This is a genomic window from Frankia sp. AgPm24 (assembly GCF_023243055.1).
Classification (GTDB): domain Bacteria; phylum Actinomycetota; class Actinomycetes; order Frankiales; family Frankiaceae; genus Frankia; species Frankia umida.
Genome location: NZ_JALKFW010000005.1, coordinates 148,021 through 167,066 on the forward strand (window position 1 = coordinate 148,021; position 19,046 = coordinate 167,066).

Below are 19,046 nucleotides of genomic sequence, written 5' to 3' on the forward strand. Positions count from 1 at the left end.
ACCGACCGCGCAGCGTTCGTGACTCTAGGGTTGAGGCGTGGCGATAGTGCAGGTCGGTCTGCTGGTGGTCGCCGTCTTCGGGGTGTTTGTACCTCGTGTTCCCAACTGGCTGATACCGTGCCTGGCGGCCGGCGCCCTGCTCGCATCCGGCAGCATCAGCCTCAACGACAGCTGGGACGCGGTCCGGCCGCTGGTCGCACCGCTGGCGTTCCTCCTGCTCGCCGTCCCGCTCGCGCTGATGCTGGACCGGGTCGGTTTCTTCGCCGCGGCCGCGGCTGCCATGGACCGTGGTCGCGACCCACGCCTGGGCCTGTGGATCCTCGCTGCCACGGTGACCACCTTCCTGAACCTCGACGCCTCGGTGGTGCTGCTCACTCCGCTCTACATAAGACTCGCCCGAAGAAATGGGCTTGACGCCAGACTTCTTGCTTTTCAGCCAGTCCTGCTGGCCTGCCTGGCATCCAGTGCGCTGCCCATCTCGAACCTGACCAATCTCATCGCCGCAGACTCCCGAGATCTCGGCATCGCCGACTTCCTGGTACATCTCGGTCCGGCATCCCTGGCGGCGGTCATCGTGGGCTGGTTCGGCTACCGTCGTCTGCCCGCGGCCACGGCCGGCGTACCGCCGGTCCGTGAACCCGTCAACCACCGGGCCCTCTACCAGGGGCTCCCTGTCGTCATCTTTGTCGTACTCGGTTTCACCGTCGGTGACGCACTCGGTGTCAAGGCATGGATCATCGCTCTGATCGCCGACGTCGTACTGCTGGCCATGACTCGCGACCTGCGCGTGGGGGACATTCCCTGGGGTGCGGCCGGGCTTGCCGCCGGCCTCGGCCTGGTTGCCGCGGCCGCCGCGCCGCACCTGGGAATCGACAACATTCTCGGCACGCAGAACTGGCCTGGCCAGCTGCAGACCGCGGGATTTGCTATCGTAGCTGCGGACACCATCAACAATCTGCCCGCCCTGCTCGTCAGCATGCCTGCACTGCACCCTGGTTCGGACCACATCTGGCCGCTGCTCTTCGGAGTGAACTTCGGCCCGGTGTTTGTGCTGCACGGTGCACTTGCCGGTCTACTGTGGCGTGATACTGCGGCCCGTCTGGAGGTGCAGGTCAGTGCCTGGGAATACACCAGGACCGGTGCCCGAGTGGGAATTCCCGCGCTGCTCGTCGGTCTGGCCATCGTCGTGGTGACGGGCGTTCTGTCGTGATGGTTCCACACCGGATGCTCCAGGGTTCGGGGCCCGGCAGCCAGCGCCCAGAGCGCGACCGGCCAGAGCCCGGCACCGTTGGCTGCCAGTCCTCCGGAAGCCAGATCCTCGATGTCGTGTTCCTTCCGCCGCCGTCGCTCGCCGAACGGGTGGTACGGGAGAGCCGGGCGCTGGCCGCACAGATGCGCCACGCGGGTAACCCCTCCCACTTCGTCCTGGCCGGTTCGGCACCGGGCGGCGGCACCGGGGTCTGCGCGCCGCACGTCTCACTGTTCATGCTCACGGCCGACCCGGCGGACCTGCCCGCCGTCCTGCGCGCGCTGCGCGCGGTGGCAGCCGCCAGCGCACCGGTACCCGCAGTCGGCCGGGCCTACACGCACAATCCCCATGGAGCCCCGGAACTCCACTTCGCCGGCTCGCCAGCCTGGACGGCCCTGCAGCGCCGGGTCGTCGCGGCGTTCGAGCCGTTGCGGCGGGGTCGCCAGCGCACCGTCGACCCCGCTGGCGTTCCGCTTGCCACCGTGCTCGCCGATGACAACGCCGCGACATCCGCCCGACGTCGCCAGCTGCTGACCTACGGCTATGACGAGATCACCGACGACCTGGACGACCGGTTCCGCCCGCACATCACCCTTGCCTGGCCCGAACGGGACTCCCCGGCCATACCGCTTGATTCCCTCCAGCCGGCCACGGATGTGCAGGCCACGTTCGACCACCTCGCCGTGCACAGCATGAGCGCCTGGGGCACCTGTACCGTCTCGCACGGCACGGCACGTCTAACCGGTCCGCGATAGCCCGAGGGCGTCCCGCACAACCTGATCCTCAGCTGTGAACGTGACCAGTTCGGCCCGAGCCCCACAGCCCCACAGATGACTACTCGGCGCTGATGGTCGCGAACGCCGTGTCCGGCTGCTGCGTGAGGCCGGTCAGGTCGGCGCGCGGGCTGCCGAGCAGGAAACCCTGGCCGTAGCCGATGGAGGCGCCGATCACGGCCTCGAGATCAGCGGGGGCCTCGATGCCCTCGGCGATCACGTCGCTGCCCAGGCCGTCGGCGATACGTGACATTCCGGCGGCGACGGCGGCGTGGGCGGGGCTGACGGCCATGTCCCGCACGATGAACCGGTCGAGCTTGATGATGTCGGGGCGCAGGCACAACAGGACGCCCAGCCCCGCGTACCCGGTGCCCACGTCGTCCAGGGCGATCCGCACACCGTGCGAACGCAGGCGTTCGACCACGGCGAACAGGTCGTCATCGTCGTCGGCGATGTACTCGCGCTCGGTGAGCTCCAGGATGAGCTGCTCCGGGCGTCCGGTGCGCAGGAAACGGTCGGCGAGCTGGTTGGTGACGACGGAGGGGGACGCGTTCACCGCGAGGCGGATGTCGGGTGGGAGCCGCGGGAGCATCGCGAGCGCCCGGTCGACCGCGGTCAGTTCCAGTTCGGCGCCAAGGCCCACCTGCGCCGCGTCGGCGAACACCTCCTCGGGGACGGCGTACGTGCGGAAGCGGGACAGCGCCTCGACCGCGATCGTCCGGCCGGTCCGCAGGTCGATGATCGGCTGGAAGTGCATGTGGGGCGAGCCTTCCTCCATGACGGCCTGGATGCGGCGCCAGATCCGGCTACGGGACTCCCACATGCGATGCAGATCGGTCACGTAGCCGGTGAGCAGGCCGGCGAGCAGGTTCAGCAGTCGCAGTTCCCGATCGCCCAGCGATGGCTGCGGCTGCCGGCTCAGGCAACCCACCAGGCCGTAGGTCCGGCCGTCCGCGTCCAGGACGGGGGTCGCGGCGTAGGCCCGAACCGCGAGCTCGCGGACGGGGGCCAGCGACACGGTCCGCGGATCGCTCCAGGTGTCGGGGATCAGGTTCGGCAGATCGCCGGCCAGGACGTGGCGAAACAGGCTCTGGTCGCGACGCACGGTGCTGCCGGCCACCAGACCCAGCGGGAGCTCCCGGCCACTGATCACCTGGACGACGAGCAGGTCCCCGTCCAGACGCCCCAGCCAGGCCGCCTCCATGTGCAGCCGGCGGCGCAGCAGCTCCAACAGTTCGACCAGCGCGGTACTCGGCGCACGCACCCTGGCGCGCGGTCCCAGACACGTGACCATTGATGCTCACCCCACAGCTGCGATACCCCGACCGCCGGGGGGCACACCAGGGCGGTCGCGCGCCGCCCGACCGGACCGGTTGCCCATGAATGTCCGGTCTGCCATCGTCACCACGGTCATCGTCACCACGGTCATCGTGACGCCGGTCAACGTGGACGCGGAGGTGAGCCGCATGAGCGGCCAGATACTGGTGATCGTCGGCGCGGGCGGTATGGGTGTGTCGGTGGCCCGCCGTCTCGGCGCCGGCCGGACGATCCTGGTGGCCGACATCAGCGAGCGGACGCTCACCCGGGTCGAGAGGGAACTCTCCGAGGAGGGGCTCACCGTCGTCTCGCAGGTCGTGGACGTGAGCTCGGCGGACTCCGTCCAGGAACTCGCCGATGTCGCCGACCGACTCGGACCGGTGATCAACATCGTGCACACCGCGGGTCTGTCCCCCGTGCAGGCGTCGGCCAGTGCCGTGCTCGCCGTCGACCTGCTCGGCGTCGCCCTGGTGCTGGACGCGTTCGGCCCGGTCATCGCACCCGGCGGCGCCGGCGTGATCATCTCCAGCATGGCGGGGCACCTGGCCGCGTCCCTCACCCCCGAGCAGGAACGCGAGCTCGCGACCACCCCGACCGACCAGCTGCTCGCCCTGCCGCTGCTCACCCCGGACCCGCCGCTCGACCCGGCCTCGGTCTACGGCATCGCCAAGCGGGCGAACCACCTGCGTGTCCAGGCCGCCAGCACCGCCTGGGGTCGGCGCGGAGCCCGGGTGAACAGCATCAGCCCCGGCATCATCGACACCGTCATGGGCCGGGCGGAACTCGCCGGCGAGAACGGCGTCCTCATGCGCATGATGGTGGACGCCTCCGGCACCGGACGGCTCGGCACCCCCAGCGACATCGCCGCCGCGACCGCCTTCCTGCTTGGCCCGGACGCCTCCTTCATCACCGGTGTCGACCTGCTCGTCGACGGCGGCGTCACCGGCGCCCTGCTCACCGGCGCCCTCGGCTGATCGCCCCGGCCGGCTCGGCTCGGGCCGGGGCGACGTCGCGGTCAGACGGTGGCGACGATCAGATCTTCCACGCTGGACGGGCGTAGTGCGTCCGGACGGCCGGTGAAGTAGCGCTCGGCAAGGTCCGCGGCGGACACGTGCCGCGTGGTGGCGAAGCCGCACCCGCGGGCGAGATCCTGGAACTGCGTCGGCGTGAAGAAGCTGAGAAAGGGTGTGCCGGCGGCCTGCGCAGAGGCCCGCGTCCGGGCGTGCCCGGGCCGCTCCTGCGCTTCGATGAGTTCCTCCGGCAGCATGAACGTGGCGACCAGCGTCGAACCAGCCGCGAGGACAGCACTGTGACGCAGTGTCGCCGCCATCGCGCTTGTGGTCAGGTACTGGGAGACCCCGGTGGCGGCCACCACGGCGGGCCTGGTCGGATCAAAACCGGCGGACACCAACCGTGGCCACCAGTCACCGTCAGCCTCGAAATCCACCGGCACCAGCCGCAACCACGGCGGGACGCCGAACCCGCCCGCCACCAGCCGTTGACGTTTCCATTCCTGCGGGCCGGGCTGGTCGACCTCGAACACCCGCAGCCCGGCGGCGAGATCCACCCGGCGTTGGGCGAAGGTGTCCAGCCCCGCGCCGAGAACCACATACTGACCGACTCCGCGCGCGACCTGTTCGGCGAGCAGATCCTCCAGCAGTCGGGCGCGGGCGACCATGGACGCGCGGATGCGCCGGGTCGCCGCCGGGTCCATGTCCGGACGCCCCTGCCAACCGTCGCCGGGCTCGACCAGGGCCAACCCCACCTCGTCAGCCAGCACGTGCGGCGGCGGGTCAAGCTGGACATGCAGGGCCCGCCACAACGCGACCCGCACCGCGGTGCTTTCCGGAGCCAGTACCGGATTATCACCCACGTGATCCGCCCCTGTTCCCTTCAGAAGCCCCGCATCGCGTTTCCACGAATACCGGAAGAATGCCTGAGCCATCTTCTTCAGGAGCCTACCCTGGCCGACGACGTGACCGCCCGAACGTGACAGCGAGCGGACCGACGACAGTCGCATCGTGTCGCCTTTTAGTGCCGAAAACAATGGTCGGGGCGCGTTTTCCCTCCACGGTCGGAGAACCCGACCGAATCCCCCGCCCGAGTGGCCCCGGCCACCCCGACCACCCGCCCGTGGACGCCCGGCATCGCCTGGCCGGCCCGCACCCCCGCGGCCGCCGGAGTGCGGTGGCGTCCAATATCCGACGACGGCCCGCGCGCAGAGCTGATCATCGGTAGGCTTCGCGACGCCTCGGACAGGTGGCCAACGGCCACCGCCTCGTCCCGCCCCGGACCAGCCCTACCGTGGCGCCGCCGAGGTCACGTTCGCCGAGGACAGAAGGGTACAAGCGTGCGTAACGCGCGATGTCTGGCAGCGGTCACGGCCTCCTTGCTGGCCCTGGTGCTGCTGGTTGGCTGCGGGCCGAAGTCCTCGTCGTCGGTCACCGGGAGCTCCGCCACATCGACGTCCTCGGACGCCGAGTTCAACAGCGCGTGTCCGACAAACGGAAACACCAAGGCGTTTGCCAAGACCCGTTTTGCACTGCATTCTGGCCTTGCGCTCGGAGCCTTCCACCGGTACATCTACAAGCCGCTGAAGAACGGCGGTTTCAAGTCCGGTGCCGACAAGCGCAAGCGCACCTTTGCCAAGGCCGCGATCGCCGGGGTCTTCGTCGTCCATGAGATCAAGGTTGCGAACGGTTTCGCGCTGGCGAATCCAAGTCTGTGTCGAGCGACCCAGTCAGTACGCAACACGTTTTCCACTCTCACCGGCCGCCTGCGCGGTGGGACCGCCACCGAGGCGGACGTCAACAGCGCCGAGCAGGCGTTCACCAGCCTGCGGCAGACCGCCACACAGAACGGCTTCGGCTTCAACGAGCGCAACGTGACGGTACCCGGCGCCGGATGACCAGAAGGACGCCCCGCCAGCGAGGCCCCTGACCGGACCGGCCCCACGGCGGCTCCTGCGCCCGGCACGCACGAAGCGGACGCCGGGCGCAGGAGTCGGCCGCACGGGCCCCCGACGAATCGCCGCTGGCACCCTGGCGCCAGCGGCCTGCGCGTCGACGGGCTCGGTACGCCGGCCTCAGTAGGCCAGGAAGAGAATCTGGTCGCGGGTGTACTCGTGACCGGGGTGGTTCTCCGCCAGGTGCGTCTGGGTCTTCTCGACGAGCTCGTCCTCGTCCGCACCTTCGATGAACTCGCCACACGGGCAGTTCAGTCGCACCGCCACTGCTACTCCTTTCCCCGTGGGCCGCATCACCCCGGGCATGGTCGGCCGTGGACGGACCGTCAGCCGTCCCCGTCCATCCAGTGTTGCACGGCGCAACATGGCGCCGCGCGTCATCGGCCACCAGCCCGATGTGGCTGGACCGTCCCGGAGCGTGTGCCCGCGGCCACCAGACCACAGCCGGAAACGCTCATGGACAGCGCGCTAGGCACCCGCGTGACGCGGACCGGCCGGGAACCGGCCCCTGGCCCGCCGACGCAGGGCGGACCCCGGCGGCGCGTCCGGGCCACCGGGCAGAAACCGCAGTTCGGCGGTCCAGTCGATCCGGTTGACCTCGGCATCCGCCGGGACCATGGTGAAGCTGCGCCAGAGGAAGGCGACCACCTCACGGGCGGGCAGTTCGAACTCGGCGATCCCCGACGGGCTGGACAGCCGCAGGGCCAGCGCCGCCTCGCCGGCGGCCACCGCCGGCCGGACCCGGACGTCCCCAAGACCCACCGGCCGTCGGGTGCCCTCGGCGAGCAGCCGACGCGCGAACCGCCAGACGATCTGATCGACCCCTGGCCCGCCGACCGTGAGGGTCACCGCGATCGGGTCCGCCGCGTCGAAGCCAAGCCCGACGAGCACCCACCTGCGGCGCCCACCCGGCCGCACCACCTGCACGTACAGCGCGCGCTGCAACACCCCGCACCGACCCAGACGGCGGAACATGCGCCCTCCCCTGACCCTTCTTACCTGCCTGTCACAGCCCGCCGACCACCACACCCCGCCAATCCGCCGCGTCCCGCCGGCCGTTACTGCCAGCCACGTGGATCGACACCACCGGGAATCCGGTCGGCGGGCGCGTAGGGCCTGCGGGTGAACACGAACGACGCGAGCTCGAGGTTCGTCAGCCGACCGGACGCGTCCCGACCGAGGACAAGAGTCTCACCGGCGAAGTAGCCGTCGAGCCCGGTCCAGGTCCCGGCGGTGGGGCCCGGTCGCAGCCGGGAGGCCCGACCGTAGCGACCCTGCGGCGTGAGCACCAACGTGCCGTCACCACGCAACGTCACTATGTAGGGAGCTGGCCCCCAGTACCAGACACCGGTGATGTCCAACGTGTCGCCGTCGACCAGCGGGCCGGGCAGCCATTCGGTGGGCAGCGACGGCTGCAGCGCGTCGACCGAGTCGATGAGGTCAAGGGTGAGTTCACCGACCGCGACTCCGCTCGTGGCGTTCGACAGGGCCACGGCGGCGGTGCCCCCCGGACGGCTCCACGCCGCGGCGACGAACCCCGGCATCGAGCCACCATGCCCGACGAACACGGTGCTCGTCCCAGCCGGGCCACGCTGGCCGCCCGGGCGGCGGATCAGCTGCAGTCCGAGGCCGGCGCCGAGCTGCCACTCGCCGCTGTCCGCCTCGACCGCCGCCGGTTCCCGCATCTCGGCCAACGTGTCCAGCGACAGCACGGCGTCGCTGTGGCCGCCCAGGACCGCCATCCAGCGGACCAGGTCGGTCACCGTCGACCACAGCTGACCGGCCGGCGCCATCACCCCCGCGTCGTGCGCCGGCTCGGGCAGCAGAACATCCGCATGCGGATGAACGGCGTACCCCAGCGCGTGGGGGGCCATCGGCGCCCCGGTGGTGCGGGTCAGCCCCAGCGGCGCCAGCAGCTCCCGGTCCAGTGCCTGCGCCCAGCTCATCCCACGCAGGCGGGCGACCAGCTCGCCGAGAACGGCGAAACCGACGTTGGAGTAGTGATGGCGCCGCCCGGGACGGAACCGCCGGGGGTCAGGCCCGACGGCCTCGTCGAGGGTGGCGTGCTCACTGCCGGCCACCCGCTCCCACCAGGGCGGCGGCGTCTCGGCGGTGATCCCGCCCAGATGGGCCAGGAGCTGGGCGATCGTGCTGTCGCCGACCGCTGTGCCCGGCACATGTCGGTCGAGGGGATCCGCCAGTGACAACCGACCCTCGTCCCGCAGGCGCAGCACGAGCACCGCGGTGAACGTCTTGGTGATCGACCCGATCCGGTACTGGGTGTCCGGGCCCGGCCGGCCCGCCTCCCCCAACGTCACCCGTCCGCCCCCGTCGGCGGTGCCCGCGCCAGGCGCCGCCCCGCCACCGATGTCGTCGGCGGGAGCCCTGGCCGGGCCGACCGCGCGACCCCGGCCCGCGGACCAGACGGTCTGGCCATCCCGGGCCACGGCCGCCATCAGCGACGGGGCCCGGGCATCCGCCTGTTCGGATGCCACCCGGTGCAGCAACTGTCGTTGCGTCGCGGCAAGCAGCGGTTCAGGTGCGCTCGACATCGGCATCCCCCACCCGGGCCGGTGCGCCCGAACCAGCATCCCGGCCGGCCAACCATCCGACCGCCTCATGCCCCAGCCATCCAGCCATCCGACCATCCCCCGACCAGGCCCGAGGACCACGCGCTACGACCAAGGCCCAGCGACCGGGACCGGAGACCGGGACCGGGGCGTGGTGATGGCAGGCGACCACCGCGCGGCCGGGCGCAGCGGCACCGGAACCTCACCATCGACCCTGGTAGCGCAGACTGGAGCATAGGCCCGCGGACGCCTGGCACGTCCAGGGAACCCGCCCACGGCCACCGGCGCCCTCGGATGAGCGACCTCCCGTTTCCCGGGCTCCGCGATCCGCACACCTCCGGAAAAAGAGCAGATCTCCAGGAAAACAAGGAATCATACGGACGACCTCGGCACGAAAATCCGCCGGATAATCCGTTTCCACTTTTCGGGCGAACCGGCAGGGATGCATCGAGGATTGCGGTCCGCGGCAGCACGGTCGTTTGGACGGCGACCAACGGGACCAAGGTCCATATTGGTCCCGCCCGGGCCGCCGCATGATGGATGCGGTGGCGCGACCCTGTGCGCCGCCGGGCGGAACAGAGGTGACATGACGGCACTGGCGACTTTCCCGATGGCGGGGCCGGAGCCGAAACCCGGGCCACGGCTTCGCGACCCCCGCCGGCGGGTGCCCCACGCCCGCCGGCACTCCTCGCGTCCACCCGGTCCGAACCGACCGGCGCGATTGCCCGCCGTACCCGCACATCCTGGCCTTCGGCCACGACGGCGCGTACGCCACTGTCCGGGCAACTGCGCAGGTCAAAGCCCCACACGTTGCCTTTCGTCGCCGGCCGGCCCGGCGTGCCCCCACTGACTGGCGGCGCGTCCGGCGTAACCGCGGTCGGCGATCCACGCCGGTCTCCCCCCGACCCCGAGGACGGCCCTACTGTGTCTGACTACTGCTGGTGCCTGGCCACCCCGGCCATCGACGACCTGATCCGGGAACACGACGAACTCGTCGAACTGTCCGCGCTGGCCCGCGCGGCCTATCGGTGTGGCGATATCGAGGCGCTGGTCGAGAGCTGCACCGCGATCACGTCTGTTCTCGGACCGCATACCGAGGTCGAGGAACGAGGCCTTTTCCCACCCATGGCTGTCGAGTTCCCCGAGAAGATCGCCATTCTGTGCGGCGAACATCGCCGTATCGAGGCCGTCCTCGCCGGTGCGACCGATGGCACCGCCGGCACCGATCCCGCCTGGCCCGCCCGGGTCATCGAAACGCTGACCCTGCTGCGCCGGCACATCGTCAAGGAACAGGAGGGTCTCTTCCCCGCGGCGCTCTCCGTCCTGTCCAGCGACGACTGGGAACTGCTTGCCGGCATCCGTGACCGCTGCGGCATGCTGACCTCCTGAGCGCCTGAGCACCGCGACCAGCGACCAGCGACCAGCGACCAGCTGGCCCCTGCCGGTCTGCTCGTCCGTCGCGGCGCCCACCCATCGCCCACCTGCGGACTACCTCGTCGGGGTGGGCCTTCGGGGCGGTGGGCCCTGGGCGGTGGGGTTCGACGCAGGATGTGACCAGAGGTGCTCGGGCCCCGGGCCGCGGTCGAACCGGGACACCGGGAGGATAGGGAGACCCCTGCAAGCTGTTTCGGGAAGGCGAGGCCAGACGCGTGAGTCCGCAAGCATCGGTTCCCCTCGTGGACGTCGACGATCAGGTGGTGCTGCTCGACGCCGACCGCCAACCGTGCGGGACGGCGCCACGGCTATCCGTGCATGACCATGACACGCCCCTGCATCTGGCCTTTTCCTCGTACATTTTTGACGAGGACGGGCGGTTGCTCGTCACCCGGCGGGCGTTGGAGAAGCGGACGTGGCCGGGCGTGTGGACCAACAGCTGTTGCGGCCATCCTCGACCGGGCGAACGGATCGAGACCGCCGTCGAGCGGCGGATCGCCCAGGAGCTGGACCTGGTCGTCACGGATCTGCGCTGCGCGCTGCCCGACTTCTCCTACCGGGCGACGGCGGCGGATGGGTTGGTCGAGAACGAGTTCTGTCCCGTCTTCGTGGCGCGGGCCGTGGGCGAGCCGAACCCGGATCCCGGCGAGGTGGTCGAGTGGCGCTGGGTCGAGTGGGATGACTACCGCGTGGCGGCCGAACGAACCCCGTGGGCGCTGAGCCCCTGGTCCGTCGAACAGATGGCCGCGTTCACCAGGGCCACCCACCCGCTGGCCATCGTTGCCCCGGCCAGCCACTGATTCGCTCCCCCGCCGGGCCCGGTAGTCCGAAGCCGAGCGAGGCCACCGGCGATTACTAGTCACTAATGACTAGAGCATGGTCGAATCAGCTAGCCACAGCTAGCCATGAACGACTGGCGATCGCCTACTAAGGGTGACAAGTTCAACGCGTAACGACCCACCCCGGGCGTGGCATTCAATGTGCCGCCCGTGCGCTTCAGCTCACGTGCGGCACACGATGCTCGACCGGATCCGGCGGTAGGCGAGGCTCGGCCCAGCCGCCCGCGGGTCCGTGGCCCCGCCGAGTCCGGCGGGGAACTTCCGCGGGCATCCAGAGCACCGCGTCCGGGCCTCCGGGCACCGCGCCGGAAAGTCCGGCCAGGTTCGCGAACCCGGCCGGATCCGCATTGGCAACATCCCACGGACGTCGAGTAACCGGGTATTTGGTCCCGAATCAGATTTGCGTGCCAGACCGACCTCCCACCGTCGTCGGCAGTTGTCGACGACGGTGGGGTCGGCGCCCCTGACCAGCCGGATCCGCGGCTCACCAGCCACCGCCGGTGGAGCCGTCCTACCAGCCCACGGTCGCCTCCGAGCGGATCGCCGCCGGGCCCCGTCGGCCGATGGCCACTCGCCGGCGCCCGGCAGGCGGGCCGACACGAGTACGCGGCCCATCCCGGCAGGCGTGTTCACGTTATTGGAACGCCGCACACCATCCGCGGTGTGCCGAGCTCCCCCGGCGCACCGCGCTTCGCTCCGGCCGACCCGAAGGTACGGCGGAACACCAGGCGCCCGAATATCCTCGCCGCGGGCCACCGACCGGTCCGAAGCGAGCGGGGTGACCGGGAAACCGACTTCTCCTAGAATCATCTCAGCCCGATCGAAAACCATGCGCTCCTCTTCCACTCCGATACCCGTCCATCCGGGAAGAGCGGCTACCGGGGCCGCGTGCCATCCTTTCCGCCGGCCGCTGCGGCACTAACCGTCGGTAACCTCGAAGATCCCGATGGCGGTGGCCGGGGACCATCCGGTGACCAGTCTTCGATTGGTTCGCCAAAGTGCTTGCCGCCCATGCCGGTTCTGGGGGAGGCTCCCGTTGCACGCCAAGGAGCGCTTCGTCCAGATCATGAGTGCGGCACAAGATGCCAGCCGCGTAACGCCACGGGGGTTCTAGCGGTATGGAACGGTCGACGGTGCGGTGTACGGTGCCCGCGGAGGCAGGATTTTTTTCGGGCCTGATTCTGCCGGGCTGATCCTCTTCCGGTCACACCGAAAACCACTGCTGTCGGCTCCGCCGGATCCGCCGTGGTCGACTTCATTTCCCAGGGAATTTTCGCCGTAGCGCCAGGCGGCGCGGAAATCCGCGCGATTCTGGTGTCATGGTCGGCTCGCCCTGTCCGGCCACGGTCCTGCCATCGGTCGTGGCCGTGTTCGCGGGCCCGGCCCGGACCGTCCTCGCATCCCGGGCCTTCGCGTGTCCCGGTCCGGGTGCGTCCCTGACGTGGTCGCGTCCCTGCCTCGGTCGTCAACCCGGGCTGGGGAACCCGTCCGAGATCGCCTGCGCTCCTCCCCGGGAGCAGACCGCCTGGCGCCTGTCCTGGGCGGACACCCGTCCCGCTGGCGTGCCAGCGCGCCGGGAAACGAGAGCACGACCCCAACTGACCTGTCCCGCACGAGCTCACAGAGCCCTGCAGCACCACAGAGAGGTGGAGCCCCATGACCGAGCCCGTTTCGACCGACTCCGCGGCGCCTGGCGAGGATTTTCAGCTGAGCCTCAGCACGGCGGCCGCGCGTAATCTCGCGACGACCACCAAGTCCGTTCCGCAGTCGCAGGAGATCACCTCCCGTTGGCTGCTGCGCGTGCTGCCCTGGGTCCAGACCGCAGGCGGTGTCTACCGGGTCAACCGGCGGCTGGCCTACGTGCTGGGCGACGGCATCATCACGTTCACCTCGACCGGCTCCGAGGTCCGGGTGATTCCCGGTGAGCTCGCGGAACTGCCCGCGCTGCGCGGCTACGGCGGGGGCGCCCTCGGTGCGCTCGCCGACCGTTTCACCCAGCGGGAGTACGCACCGGGTGACGTCATCGTCGAGGCCGGCACCCCGGCCGACGCGGTGTACCTGATCGCCCACGGCAAGATCGAGCGGTTCGGCCCGGGCGAGTACGGGGACGACCGTTCCCTCGGCGTCACCGCCGACGGCGGCTTCTTCGGCGAGGAGGTGCTCGTCGAGTCCGACCTGAGCTGGGAGTTCACCGCCCGGGCCCTGACCGCCGCCACCGTGCTGGTGCTCACCCGCGACCAGTTCGCCGAGGTGGCCGACCGGGACGCCGAGCTCGGCGAGCACCTGGCGGACTACCGCGCCCGTCCGGTGCCCGCGGCCAACAAGCACGGCGAGGCGGAGATCGCGATCGCGTCCGGGCACACCGGCGAGCCGGACATCCCCAGCACCTTCGTCGACTACGAACTCGCACCGCGCGAGTACGAGCTCAGCGTCGCCCAGACCGTGCTGCGGATTCACTCCCGGGTCGCCGACCTGTACAACGAGCCGCAGAACCAGCTCGAGCAGCAGCTGCGGCTCACCATCGAGTCGCTGCGGGAACGCCAGGAGCACGAGCTCGTCAACAACCGCGACTTCGGTCTGCTGCACAACGCCGACCTGCGCCAGCGCATCCCCACCCGCTCCGGCCCGCCGACCCCGGACGACCTCGACGAGCTGCTCAGCCGTCGGCGCAGCACGCACTTCCTGTTCGCGCACCCCCGCACGATCGCCGCCTTCGGCCGGGAGGCCACCGCCCGCGGGATCTACCCGGCCACCGTGCTGCTGCACGACCAGCACGTGCCGGCCTGGCGGGGCGTTCCGATCCTGCCGTTGAGCAAGATTCCGGTCTCCGCCACGGGCGTCAGCTCCATCATCGCGGTGCGTACCGGTGAGGAGAACCAGGGCGTCATCGGCCTGAACTACACCGGTCTCACCGACGAGTACGAGCCGGGCCTGTCGGTACGTTTCGCCGGCATCAACGACAAGGCGATCATCTCGTATCTCGTGACGACCTACTACTCCGCCGCCGTCCTCGTCCCGGACGCACTCGGAATCCTCGAAGGTGTCGAAGTCGGGCGCTGATCCCAGCAATCGGTGCCGCCGCCGCAGGAAGCTCGATCCCTGCGGCGGCGGCGCCTTCCCGGCATTTCCCAACGGCACAGAAGGGTTTTCCCGGAGAGCCATGCAGCCGTTTACCCTGCCCGAGTTCTATGTGCCCTATCCGGCCCGACTGAGTCCGCATCTGGACATCGCGCGGGATCACAGCCGGGTCTGGGCACGGGCCATGGAAATGATCGACCCGCCCGAGGGCGAGCTCGCGATCTGGACCGAACAGGATCTGGACGCCCACGACTACGCCCTGCTGTGTGCCTACACCCACCCCGATGCCACGGCCGAACGACTGAACCTCATCACCGACTGGTATGTGTGGGTGTTCTTCTTCGACGACCACTTCCTCGAACTGTTCAAGCGCACTCACGACATGTCCGGCGCCCGCGCCTACCTCGACCGGCTGCCGGCGTTCATGCCGGTCGACGGCCTGATCACCGAGGAACCGACGAACCCGGTCGAACGCGGCCTCGCCGACCTGTGGACGCGCACCGTGCCGGACCGCTCCCCCGCCTGGCGGGCCCGGTTCGTCGACAGCACCCGCGCGTTGCTCGACGAGTCGCTGTGGGAACTCGCCAACATCAACGCGGACCGCCTGTCGAACCCGATCGAGTACATCGAGATGCGCCGCAAGGTCGGCGGGGCACCCTGGTCGGCGAACCTCGTCGAGCACGCGGCCGACGCCGAGGTCCCGGCCGCCGTGGCGGCGTCCCGACCCTTGCAGGTCCTGCGGGACACCTTCGCCGACGCCGTCCATCTGCGTAACGACCTGTTCTCCTACGAACGGGAGGTGACCGAGGAGGGCGAGCTTTCCAACGGCGTGCTCGTCGTCGAACGTTTCCTCGACCTCGAGACGCAGGAGGCCGCCAACGCCGTCAACGATCTGCTCACCTCACGGCTGCACCAGTTCGAGCACACCGCCCTCACCGAGGTCCCGGCCGTGCTCGACGAGTCCGGTATCGACGCCGCGGGTCGGCTCGCGACCTTCGCGTACGTCAAGGGCCTGCAGGACTGGCAGTCCGGCGGCCACGAATGGCACCTGCGGTCAAGCCGCTACATGAACCAGGACGCCAACCCGGACCTGCTCGCGAACGGCCTGCCCCAGACGCCCCCCGGGCTGCCCGGGCTGCCCGGGCTGGGCACCTCGGCGGCGCAGATCGTCCCGTCCCTGCTCGCGACGACGCCGCAGCGGCTGCGTCGGCACGCGAACGTCCCGTTCCGGGTGGTCGGCCCGACCCGGTTGCCGACGTTCTCAATGCCGTTCGGGACGGGGCAGAGCCCGCACCTGGACGCCTCCCGACGGGAGATCGTGCGCTGGGCGGCCGCGATCGGCATGCTCGATCCGATCCCCGGCATCTGGGACGAGCACAAGCTGATCGCCTTCGACTTCGCGCTGTGTTCGGCCGGCATCCACCCGGACGCCTCCGCGGCCGAGCTGGATCTCACCACCGGCTGGCTGACCTGGGGCACCTACGGGGACGACCTCTACCCGGTGATCTTCGGACGGACCGGGGACCTGGCCGGCGCGAAGCTCTACAACGAGCGGCTGCGGGCGTTCATGCCACTGGACGGTCCGCCCACCGCCGTCCCGATGGACGCGCTGGAACGCGGCCTCGCCGACCTGTGGGCGCGCACCGCCGGCCCGATGCGACCAGGCGAGCGGGCGACGTTCCGCCGAGCGGTCGAAGTGATGATCGACAGCTGGCTGTGGGAGCTCGCGAACCAGGCCAACAACCGCATCCCCGACCCGGTCGACTACATCGAGATGCGCCGGGCGACCTTCGGGTCGGATCTGACGATGGCGCTGTGCCGGATCGCCCAGGGCCCGGCGATACCGCCCGAGGTCTTCCAGGCGCGACCGATGCGCTCCCTGGAGAACGCCGCCGCCGACTACTCCTGCCTGCTCAACGACGTCTTCTCGTACCAGAAGGAGATCCAGTTCGAGGGCGAGATCCACAACTGTGTACTGGTCATCGAGAACTTTCTCGACTGCTCACGGGAACGCGCCGTCCAGATCGTCGCCGACCTGATGAACGCCCGGATCGCACAGTTCCAGCACATCGTCGCCGAGGAACTGCCCACGTTGTACGACCAGCTGGAGCTCGACGAGGACGCCCGGGAAGCGCTGCGCGGCTATGTGCTCGAACTGCAGCACTGGCTGGCCGGAATTCTGCGCTGGCACCAGGGGACCCACCGATATGAGGAGGCCGAGCTGCGCTACCACCCGGCCGTGGGGCGTCGTCCCTTCGGCACCCCGACCGGGATCGGCACTGCGACCACGGACGTCCGCGGCCTCGTCGCCCGTTAGCCCGCACCCCTCGGAACTCCTGGAACCGCCCGTTCGTGGTAGCTACCCCGCGCGTGCACACCCGAGCCAGAACGGAATTGTCCGGGTACAAACGAATGCGTCGGGTGGCGGCACAGCCGCGCCCGGGCACGCCGATGATTCCTTCCTCGTGGCCGAGTGGTTTCGCGCGTCGCCCGGTGCCCGGCACGGTGGCATTCGTGGCAGCTGCCGTGCGAGGGGAGCATCCGAGGGGGACATGACATGTCCTGGAAGTCCTTGCAGGCGGACGATCCGTCCCAAGTAGGCCCATACCGTCTCGTCGGACGCATCGGCACCGGTGGGATGGGCATCGTGTACCTCGGGGTGGACGCCGCCGGCGTCCGCGCCGCGGTCAAGGTGATGCGGGAGGAGTACGCGACCGACGACAGCTCGCGCCACCGCTTCCACCGGGAGGCGGCCGCGGTCGCACGCGTCGACAGTCCCTGCGTCGCCCGACTGCTGGCCGCTGACGTGGACGGCGACGTGCCGTGGCTGGCCACCGAGTACGTCGAGGGACCGACGCTGTTCGCCTCGGTCACCACGGATGGTCCGCTCTCCGGTGACGCCCTGTGGCGCCTCGCTGGTGGGCTCGCCGAGGCGCTCAGTGCCATCCACGCCGCCGGGGTCGTGCACCGCGATCTCAAACCGGGCAACGTGATGCTGGCCGAGGACGGTCCGAAGCTCATCGACTTCGGGATCGTCGCCGGCCCGCCCGGCACGATGACCGGCTCCGGCGTCGTGCTGGGCAGCATCGGCTATCTCGCCCCCGAACTGCTGACCACCACACGCCGGGCCCGGCCGGCCGCGGACGTGTTCTCGTGGGGCCTGACGGTCGCCTTCGCGGCCACCGGCCGGCCGCCGTTCGGGACCGGCCCGCTCGACACCCTGCTCTACCGCACCGTCTACAGCGAACCGGAACTCGGCGGCCTACCCGGACCGCTGCGCGGCGTGGTCGCGGCGACGCTGCGCAAGAAGCCCGAGCGCCGGCCGGATTCCCGGCGGCTGCGCACCCAGGTCGCCGCCGCCGCGGCCGCCGCCGGAAGCGGCGTCCTCCTCCCGTCGATGGGCGCCCCCGCCCTGGGAACCCCGGAGCAGGGGGTCGACAGCAGCGCCGTCATCCCCCGTCTGGACGAGACCAGCAGCCTCGACACCGCCGCGACCGCGGACCCGGGGGGCCGCGAGGCCGCCACCGTGGCCAGACGCGGCCGGCATGCCAGGAACCGAGCCGAGGCGGACCAGCTGGCCGCGCGCCGCCTGCGCCGCGGCGCGCTCGTCCCCAGCATGGCCGCGACCGGGGTCGCGGCGGCCGTGACCGCCCTGATCGTGTTCGGCACCGCCGGCCTCCAGGCGCCGGTCTCCACCCCCGACAACGGCACGGGCCCAGCCGGGTCCACCGAACCACGGCCCGCCGCGCTGGCGCCGCCCCTGCTGGGCTGGCCGGGTATCGCCGGGGACGGTTCCGGCCCCACCGCACCGTTCGGTGCCAGCGCCGGCTCATCCGGTTCCGGCGCCGGCTCGGGTTCCGGCGGCGGCTCGGGTTCCAGCGACGGCTCGGGCCCCGGCTCGTCCGGTTCCGGTTCCGGCGGCGGTTCGGGTTCCGGCTCTGACTCCGGCTCGACCGGTGGCCTGGCGGTCCGCTCCACCACCCAGGGCCTACCGGCCCGCGCGGGTACCAACCCCGGCCTGACCGGCGGCCCCACCGACTGGAGCCGCATCCTCGGCCTCACCTCGGGCGTGGACGCGGCGGGTGCCGGTCGCTCCGAACGGCCCACCTCGGCCGCCGACTGGATCGCGTTCGGCGGCGACCTCGCCCGGGCGTTCGGCGGCGCCACCGGGGACGAACCGGGCGACACCACCGACACGACCACCGTTGACCTCCGGGCGGTCCGACTGGCCAGCGCCACGAGCGGCTCCACCAGCTCCGGCCCCGCCCAGCCCACCGGCTCGGACGAGGTGGCCGGCGAGGTGGCCGGCGAGGTGGCCGCGGGTGGTACGGCGGGCTCTCCGACCCGCTCCGGCACCGGGAGCTCATCCGGTGGCGGCACAAGCGCGACCACCAGCGCCTCCCCGGCGCAGATCGTGGCCGCCCGCGCGCTGCTCGCCCGGATCATGGCCGCCCGCACCGCCGCGGGACACACCGCGACCGGGCATCCGATCACCACCCGGTCCGGCACCGGCACCGGACAGTCGGTCGCCGAGAGCATCGCGACCGATCCGTTCTGCCTGGGATGGGCGGGCATCACCCTGCAACAGCTGTGGTCGATCATCACCGCGGCGCTGTCGAGCCTCGCCGCCAGCGGCGAGGCGACCATCGACATCAATGTCGACCCTGATATCGCGGCGCTGCTGGCCGATATCGGTATCACCGTGGACGTGGATGTTCCCGGACCGCTGACCGTCCATTCCGTCCGGCTTCCCGGTTCCACCAGCACCACCGACTGACCGGGCGGCCCCACGGCGGACCGTCGTGGTCGGCTGGCCGTCGG

The 19,046-nt window shown here is 70.6% G+C and carries 14 protein-coding genes; 9 read left to right on the top strand and 5 right to left on the bottom strand.

What is annotated here, in order from left to right; genetic code table 11:
* Window positions 1–46 precede the first annotated feature (46 nt).
* Window positions 47–1,210 carry an SLC13 family permease gene (locus MXD61_RS03870; RefSeq protein ID WP_248811481.1) on the top strand — a complete coding sequence of 388 codons (1,164 nt, stop codon included), beginning with the start codon at window positions 47–49 and terminating at the stop codon, window positions 1,208–1,210.
* Window positions 1,211–1,224: 14 nt separating this feature from the next.
* Complete coding sequence (locus MXD61_RS03875) at window positions 1,225–2,004, top strand: 2'-5' RNA ligase family protein (RefSeq protein WP_248811482.1); 780 nt, start codon at window positions 1,225–1,227, stop codon at window positions 2,002–2,004.
* A gap of 79 nt (window positions 2,005–2,083) precedes the next feature.
* Here MXD61_RS03875 and MXD61_RS03880 read toward each other — a convergent pair whose 3' ends face one another.
* A complete protein-coding gene (locus MXD61_RS03880; RefSeq protein WP_248811483.1) occupies window positions 2,084–3,286 on the bottom strand; it encodes an EAL domain-containing protein in 1,203 nt (400 codons plus the stop codon).
* A gap of 202 nt (window positions 3,287–3,488) precedes the next feature.
* Here MXD61_RS03880 and MXD61_RS03885 point away from each other — a divergent pair, with 202 nt between their 5' ends.
* Entirely contained in the window at window positions 3,489–4,313 is an 825-nt protein-coding gene (locus MXD61_RS03885) for an SDR family oxidoreductase (protein ID WP_248811531.1), read from the top strand.
* Window positions 4,314–4,354: 41 nt separating this feature from the next.
* Here the strand turns inward: MXD61_RS03885 and MXD61_RS03890 are convergent, their stop codons facing one another.
* The gene (locus tag MXD61_RS03890) at window positions 4,355–5,212 is read right to left on the bottom strand and encodes a class I SAM-dependent methyltransferase (protein WP_248811484.1); all 858 of its coding nucleotides are present in this window, start codon (window positions 5,210–5,212) and stop codon (window positions 4,355–4,357) included.
* 477 nt (window positions 5,213–5,689) lie between these two features.
* Between MXD61_RS03890 and MXD61_RS03895 the strand changes: the two genes are divergently transcribed.
* Window positions 5,690–6,247, top strand: coding sequence for a hypothetical protein (locus tag MXD61_RS03895; RefSeq protein ID WP_248811485.1), 558 nt, complete (start codon window positions 5,690–5,692; stop codon window positions 6,245–6,247).
* Window positions 6,248–6,424: 177 nt separating this feature from the next.
* On the opposite strand, the gene MXD61_RS03900 is transcribed toward MXD61_RS03895, so the two are convergent.
* From MXD61_RS03900 to MXD61_RS03910, 3 genes are all read right to left on the bottom strand, one after another.
* Window positions 6,425–6,571: a DUF1059 domain-containing protein gene (locus MXD61_RS03900; RefSeq protein WP_163549684.1), complete on the bottom strand. Its 147-nt coding sequence runs from the start codon at window positions 6,569–6,571 to the stop codon at window positions 6,425–6,427.
* Between the two features lie 201 nt (window positions 6,572–6,772).
* The gene (locus MXD61_RS03905) at window positions 6,773–7,279 is read right to left on the bottom strand and encodes an SsgA family sporulation/cell division regulator (protein ID WP_248811486.1); all 507 of its coding nucleotides are present in this window, start codon (window positions 7,277–7,279) and stop codon (window positions 6,773–6,775) included.
* Between the two features lie 83 nt (window positions 7,280–7,362).
* A complete protein-coding gene (locus MXD61_RS03910; protein ID WP_374628398.1) occupies window positions 7,363–8,862 on the bottom strand; it encodes a serine hydrolase domain-containing protein in 1,500 nt (499 codons plus the stop codon).
* A 936-nt stretch (window positions 8,863–9,798) separates the two neighbouring features.
* Here MXD61_RS03910 and MXD61_RS03915 point away from each other — a divergent pair.
* The 5 genes from MXD61_RS03915 (at window position 9,799) to MXD61_RS03935 (ending at window position 19,002) form a co-directional block, all read left to right on the top strand.
* Window positions 9,799–10,263 carry a hemerythrin domain-containing protein gene (locus MXD61_RS03915; protein WP_248811488.1) on the top strand — a complete coding sequence of 155 codons (465 nt, stop codon included), beginning with the start codon at window positions 9,799–9,801 and terminating at the stop codon, window positions 10,261–10,263.
* Between the two features lie 260 nt (window positions 10,264–10,523).
* Window positions 10,524–11,108: an isopentenyl-diphosphate Delta-isomerase gene (gene idi / locus MXD61_RS03920; protein WP_248811489.1), complete on the top strand. Its 585-nt coding sequence runs from the start codon at window positions 10,524–10,526 to the stop codon at window positions 11,106–11,108.
* Window positions 11,109–12,803: 1,695 nt separating this feature from the next.
* Complete coding sequence (locus tag MXD61_RS03925) at window positions 12,804–14,207, top strand: family 2B encapsulin nanocompartment shell protein (RefSeq protein WP_248811490.1); 1,404 nt, start codon at window positions 12,804–12,806, stop codon at window positions 14,205–14,207.
* A gap of 100 nt (window positions 14,208–14,307) precedes the next feature.
* The gene (locus tag MXD61_RS03930) at window positions 14,308–16,542 is read left to right on the top strand and encodes a family 2 encapsulin nanocompartment cargo protein terpene cyclase (RefSeq protein ID WP_248811491.1); all 2,235 of its coding nucleotides are present in this window, start codon (window positions 14,308–14,310) and stop codon (window positions 16,540–16,542) included.
* Window positions 16,543–16,782: 240 nt separating this feature from the next.
* On the top strand, window positions 16,783–19,002 hold the full coding sequence (locus MXD61_RS03935; RefSeq protein ID WP_248811492.1) for a serine/threonine-protein kinase: 2,220 nt from the start codon (window positions 16,783–16,785) through the stop codon (window positions 19,000–19,002).
* Window positions 19,003–19,046: the final 44 nt, after the last annotated feature.

Excerpts from the sequence above, each read along its gene's own strand:
- MXD61_RS03875 (WP_248811482.1), top strand. The coding sequence starts at position 1,225 with ATGCTCCAGGGTTCGGGGCCCGGCAGCCAGCGCCCAGAGCGCGACCGG.
- MXD61_RS03885 (WP_248811531.1), top strand. The coding sequence starts at position 3,489 with ATGAGCGGCCAGATACTGGTGATCGTCGGCGCGGGCGGTATGGGTGTG.
- MXD61_RS03905 (WP_248811486.1), bottom strand. The coding sequence starts at position 7,279 with ATGTTCCGCCGTCTGGGTCGGTGCGGGGTGTTGCAGCGCGCGCTGTAC.
- MXD61_RS03910 (WP_374628398.1), bottom strand. The coding sequence starts at position 8,862 with ATGCCGATGTCGAGCGCACCTGAACCGCTGCTTGCCGCGACGCAACGA.
- MXD61_RS03925 (WP_248811490.1), top strand. The coding sequence starts at position 12,804 with ATGACCGAGCCCGTTTCGACCGACTCCGCGGCGCCTGGCGAGGATTTT.
- MXD61_RS03930 (WP_248811491.1), top strand. The coding sequence starts at position 14,308 with ATGCAGCCGTTTACCCTGCCCGAGTTCTATGTGCCCTATCCGGCCCGA.
- MXD61_RS03935 (WP_248811492.1), top strand. The coding sequence starts at position 16,783 with ATGTCCTGGAAGTCCTTGCAGGCGGACGATCCGTCCCAAGTAGGCCCA.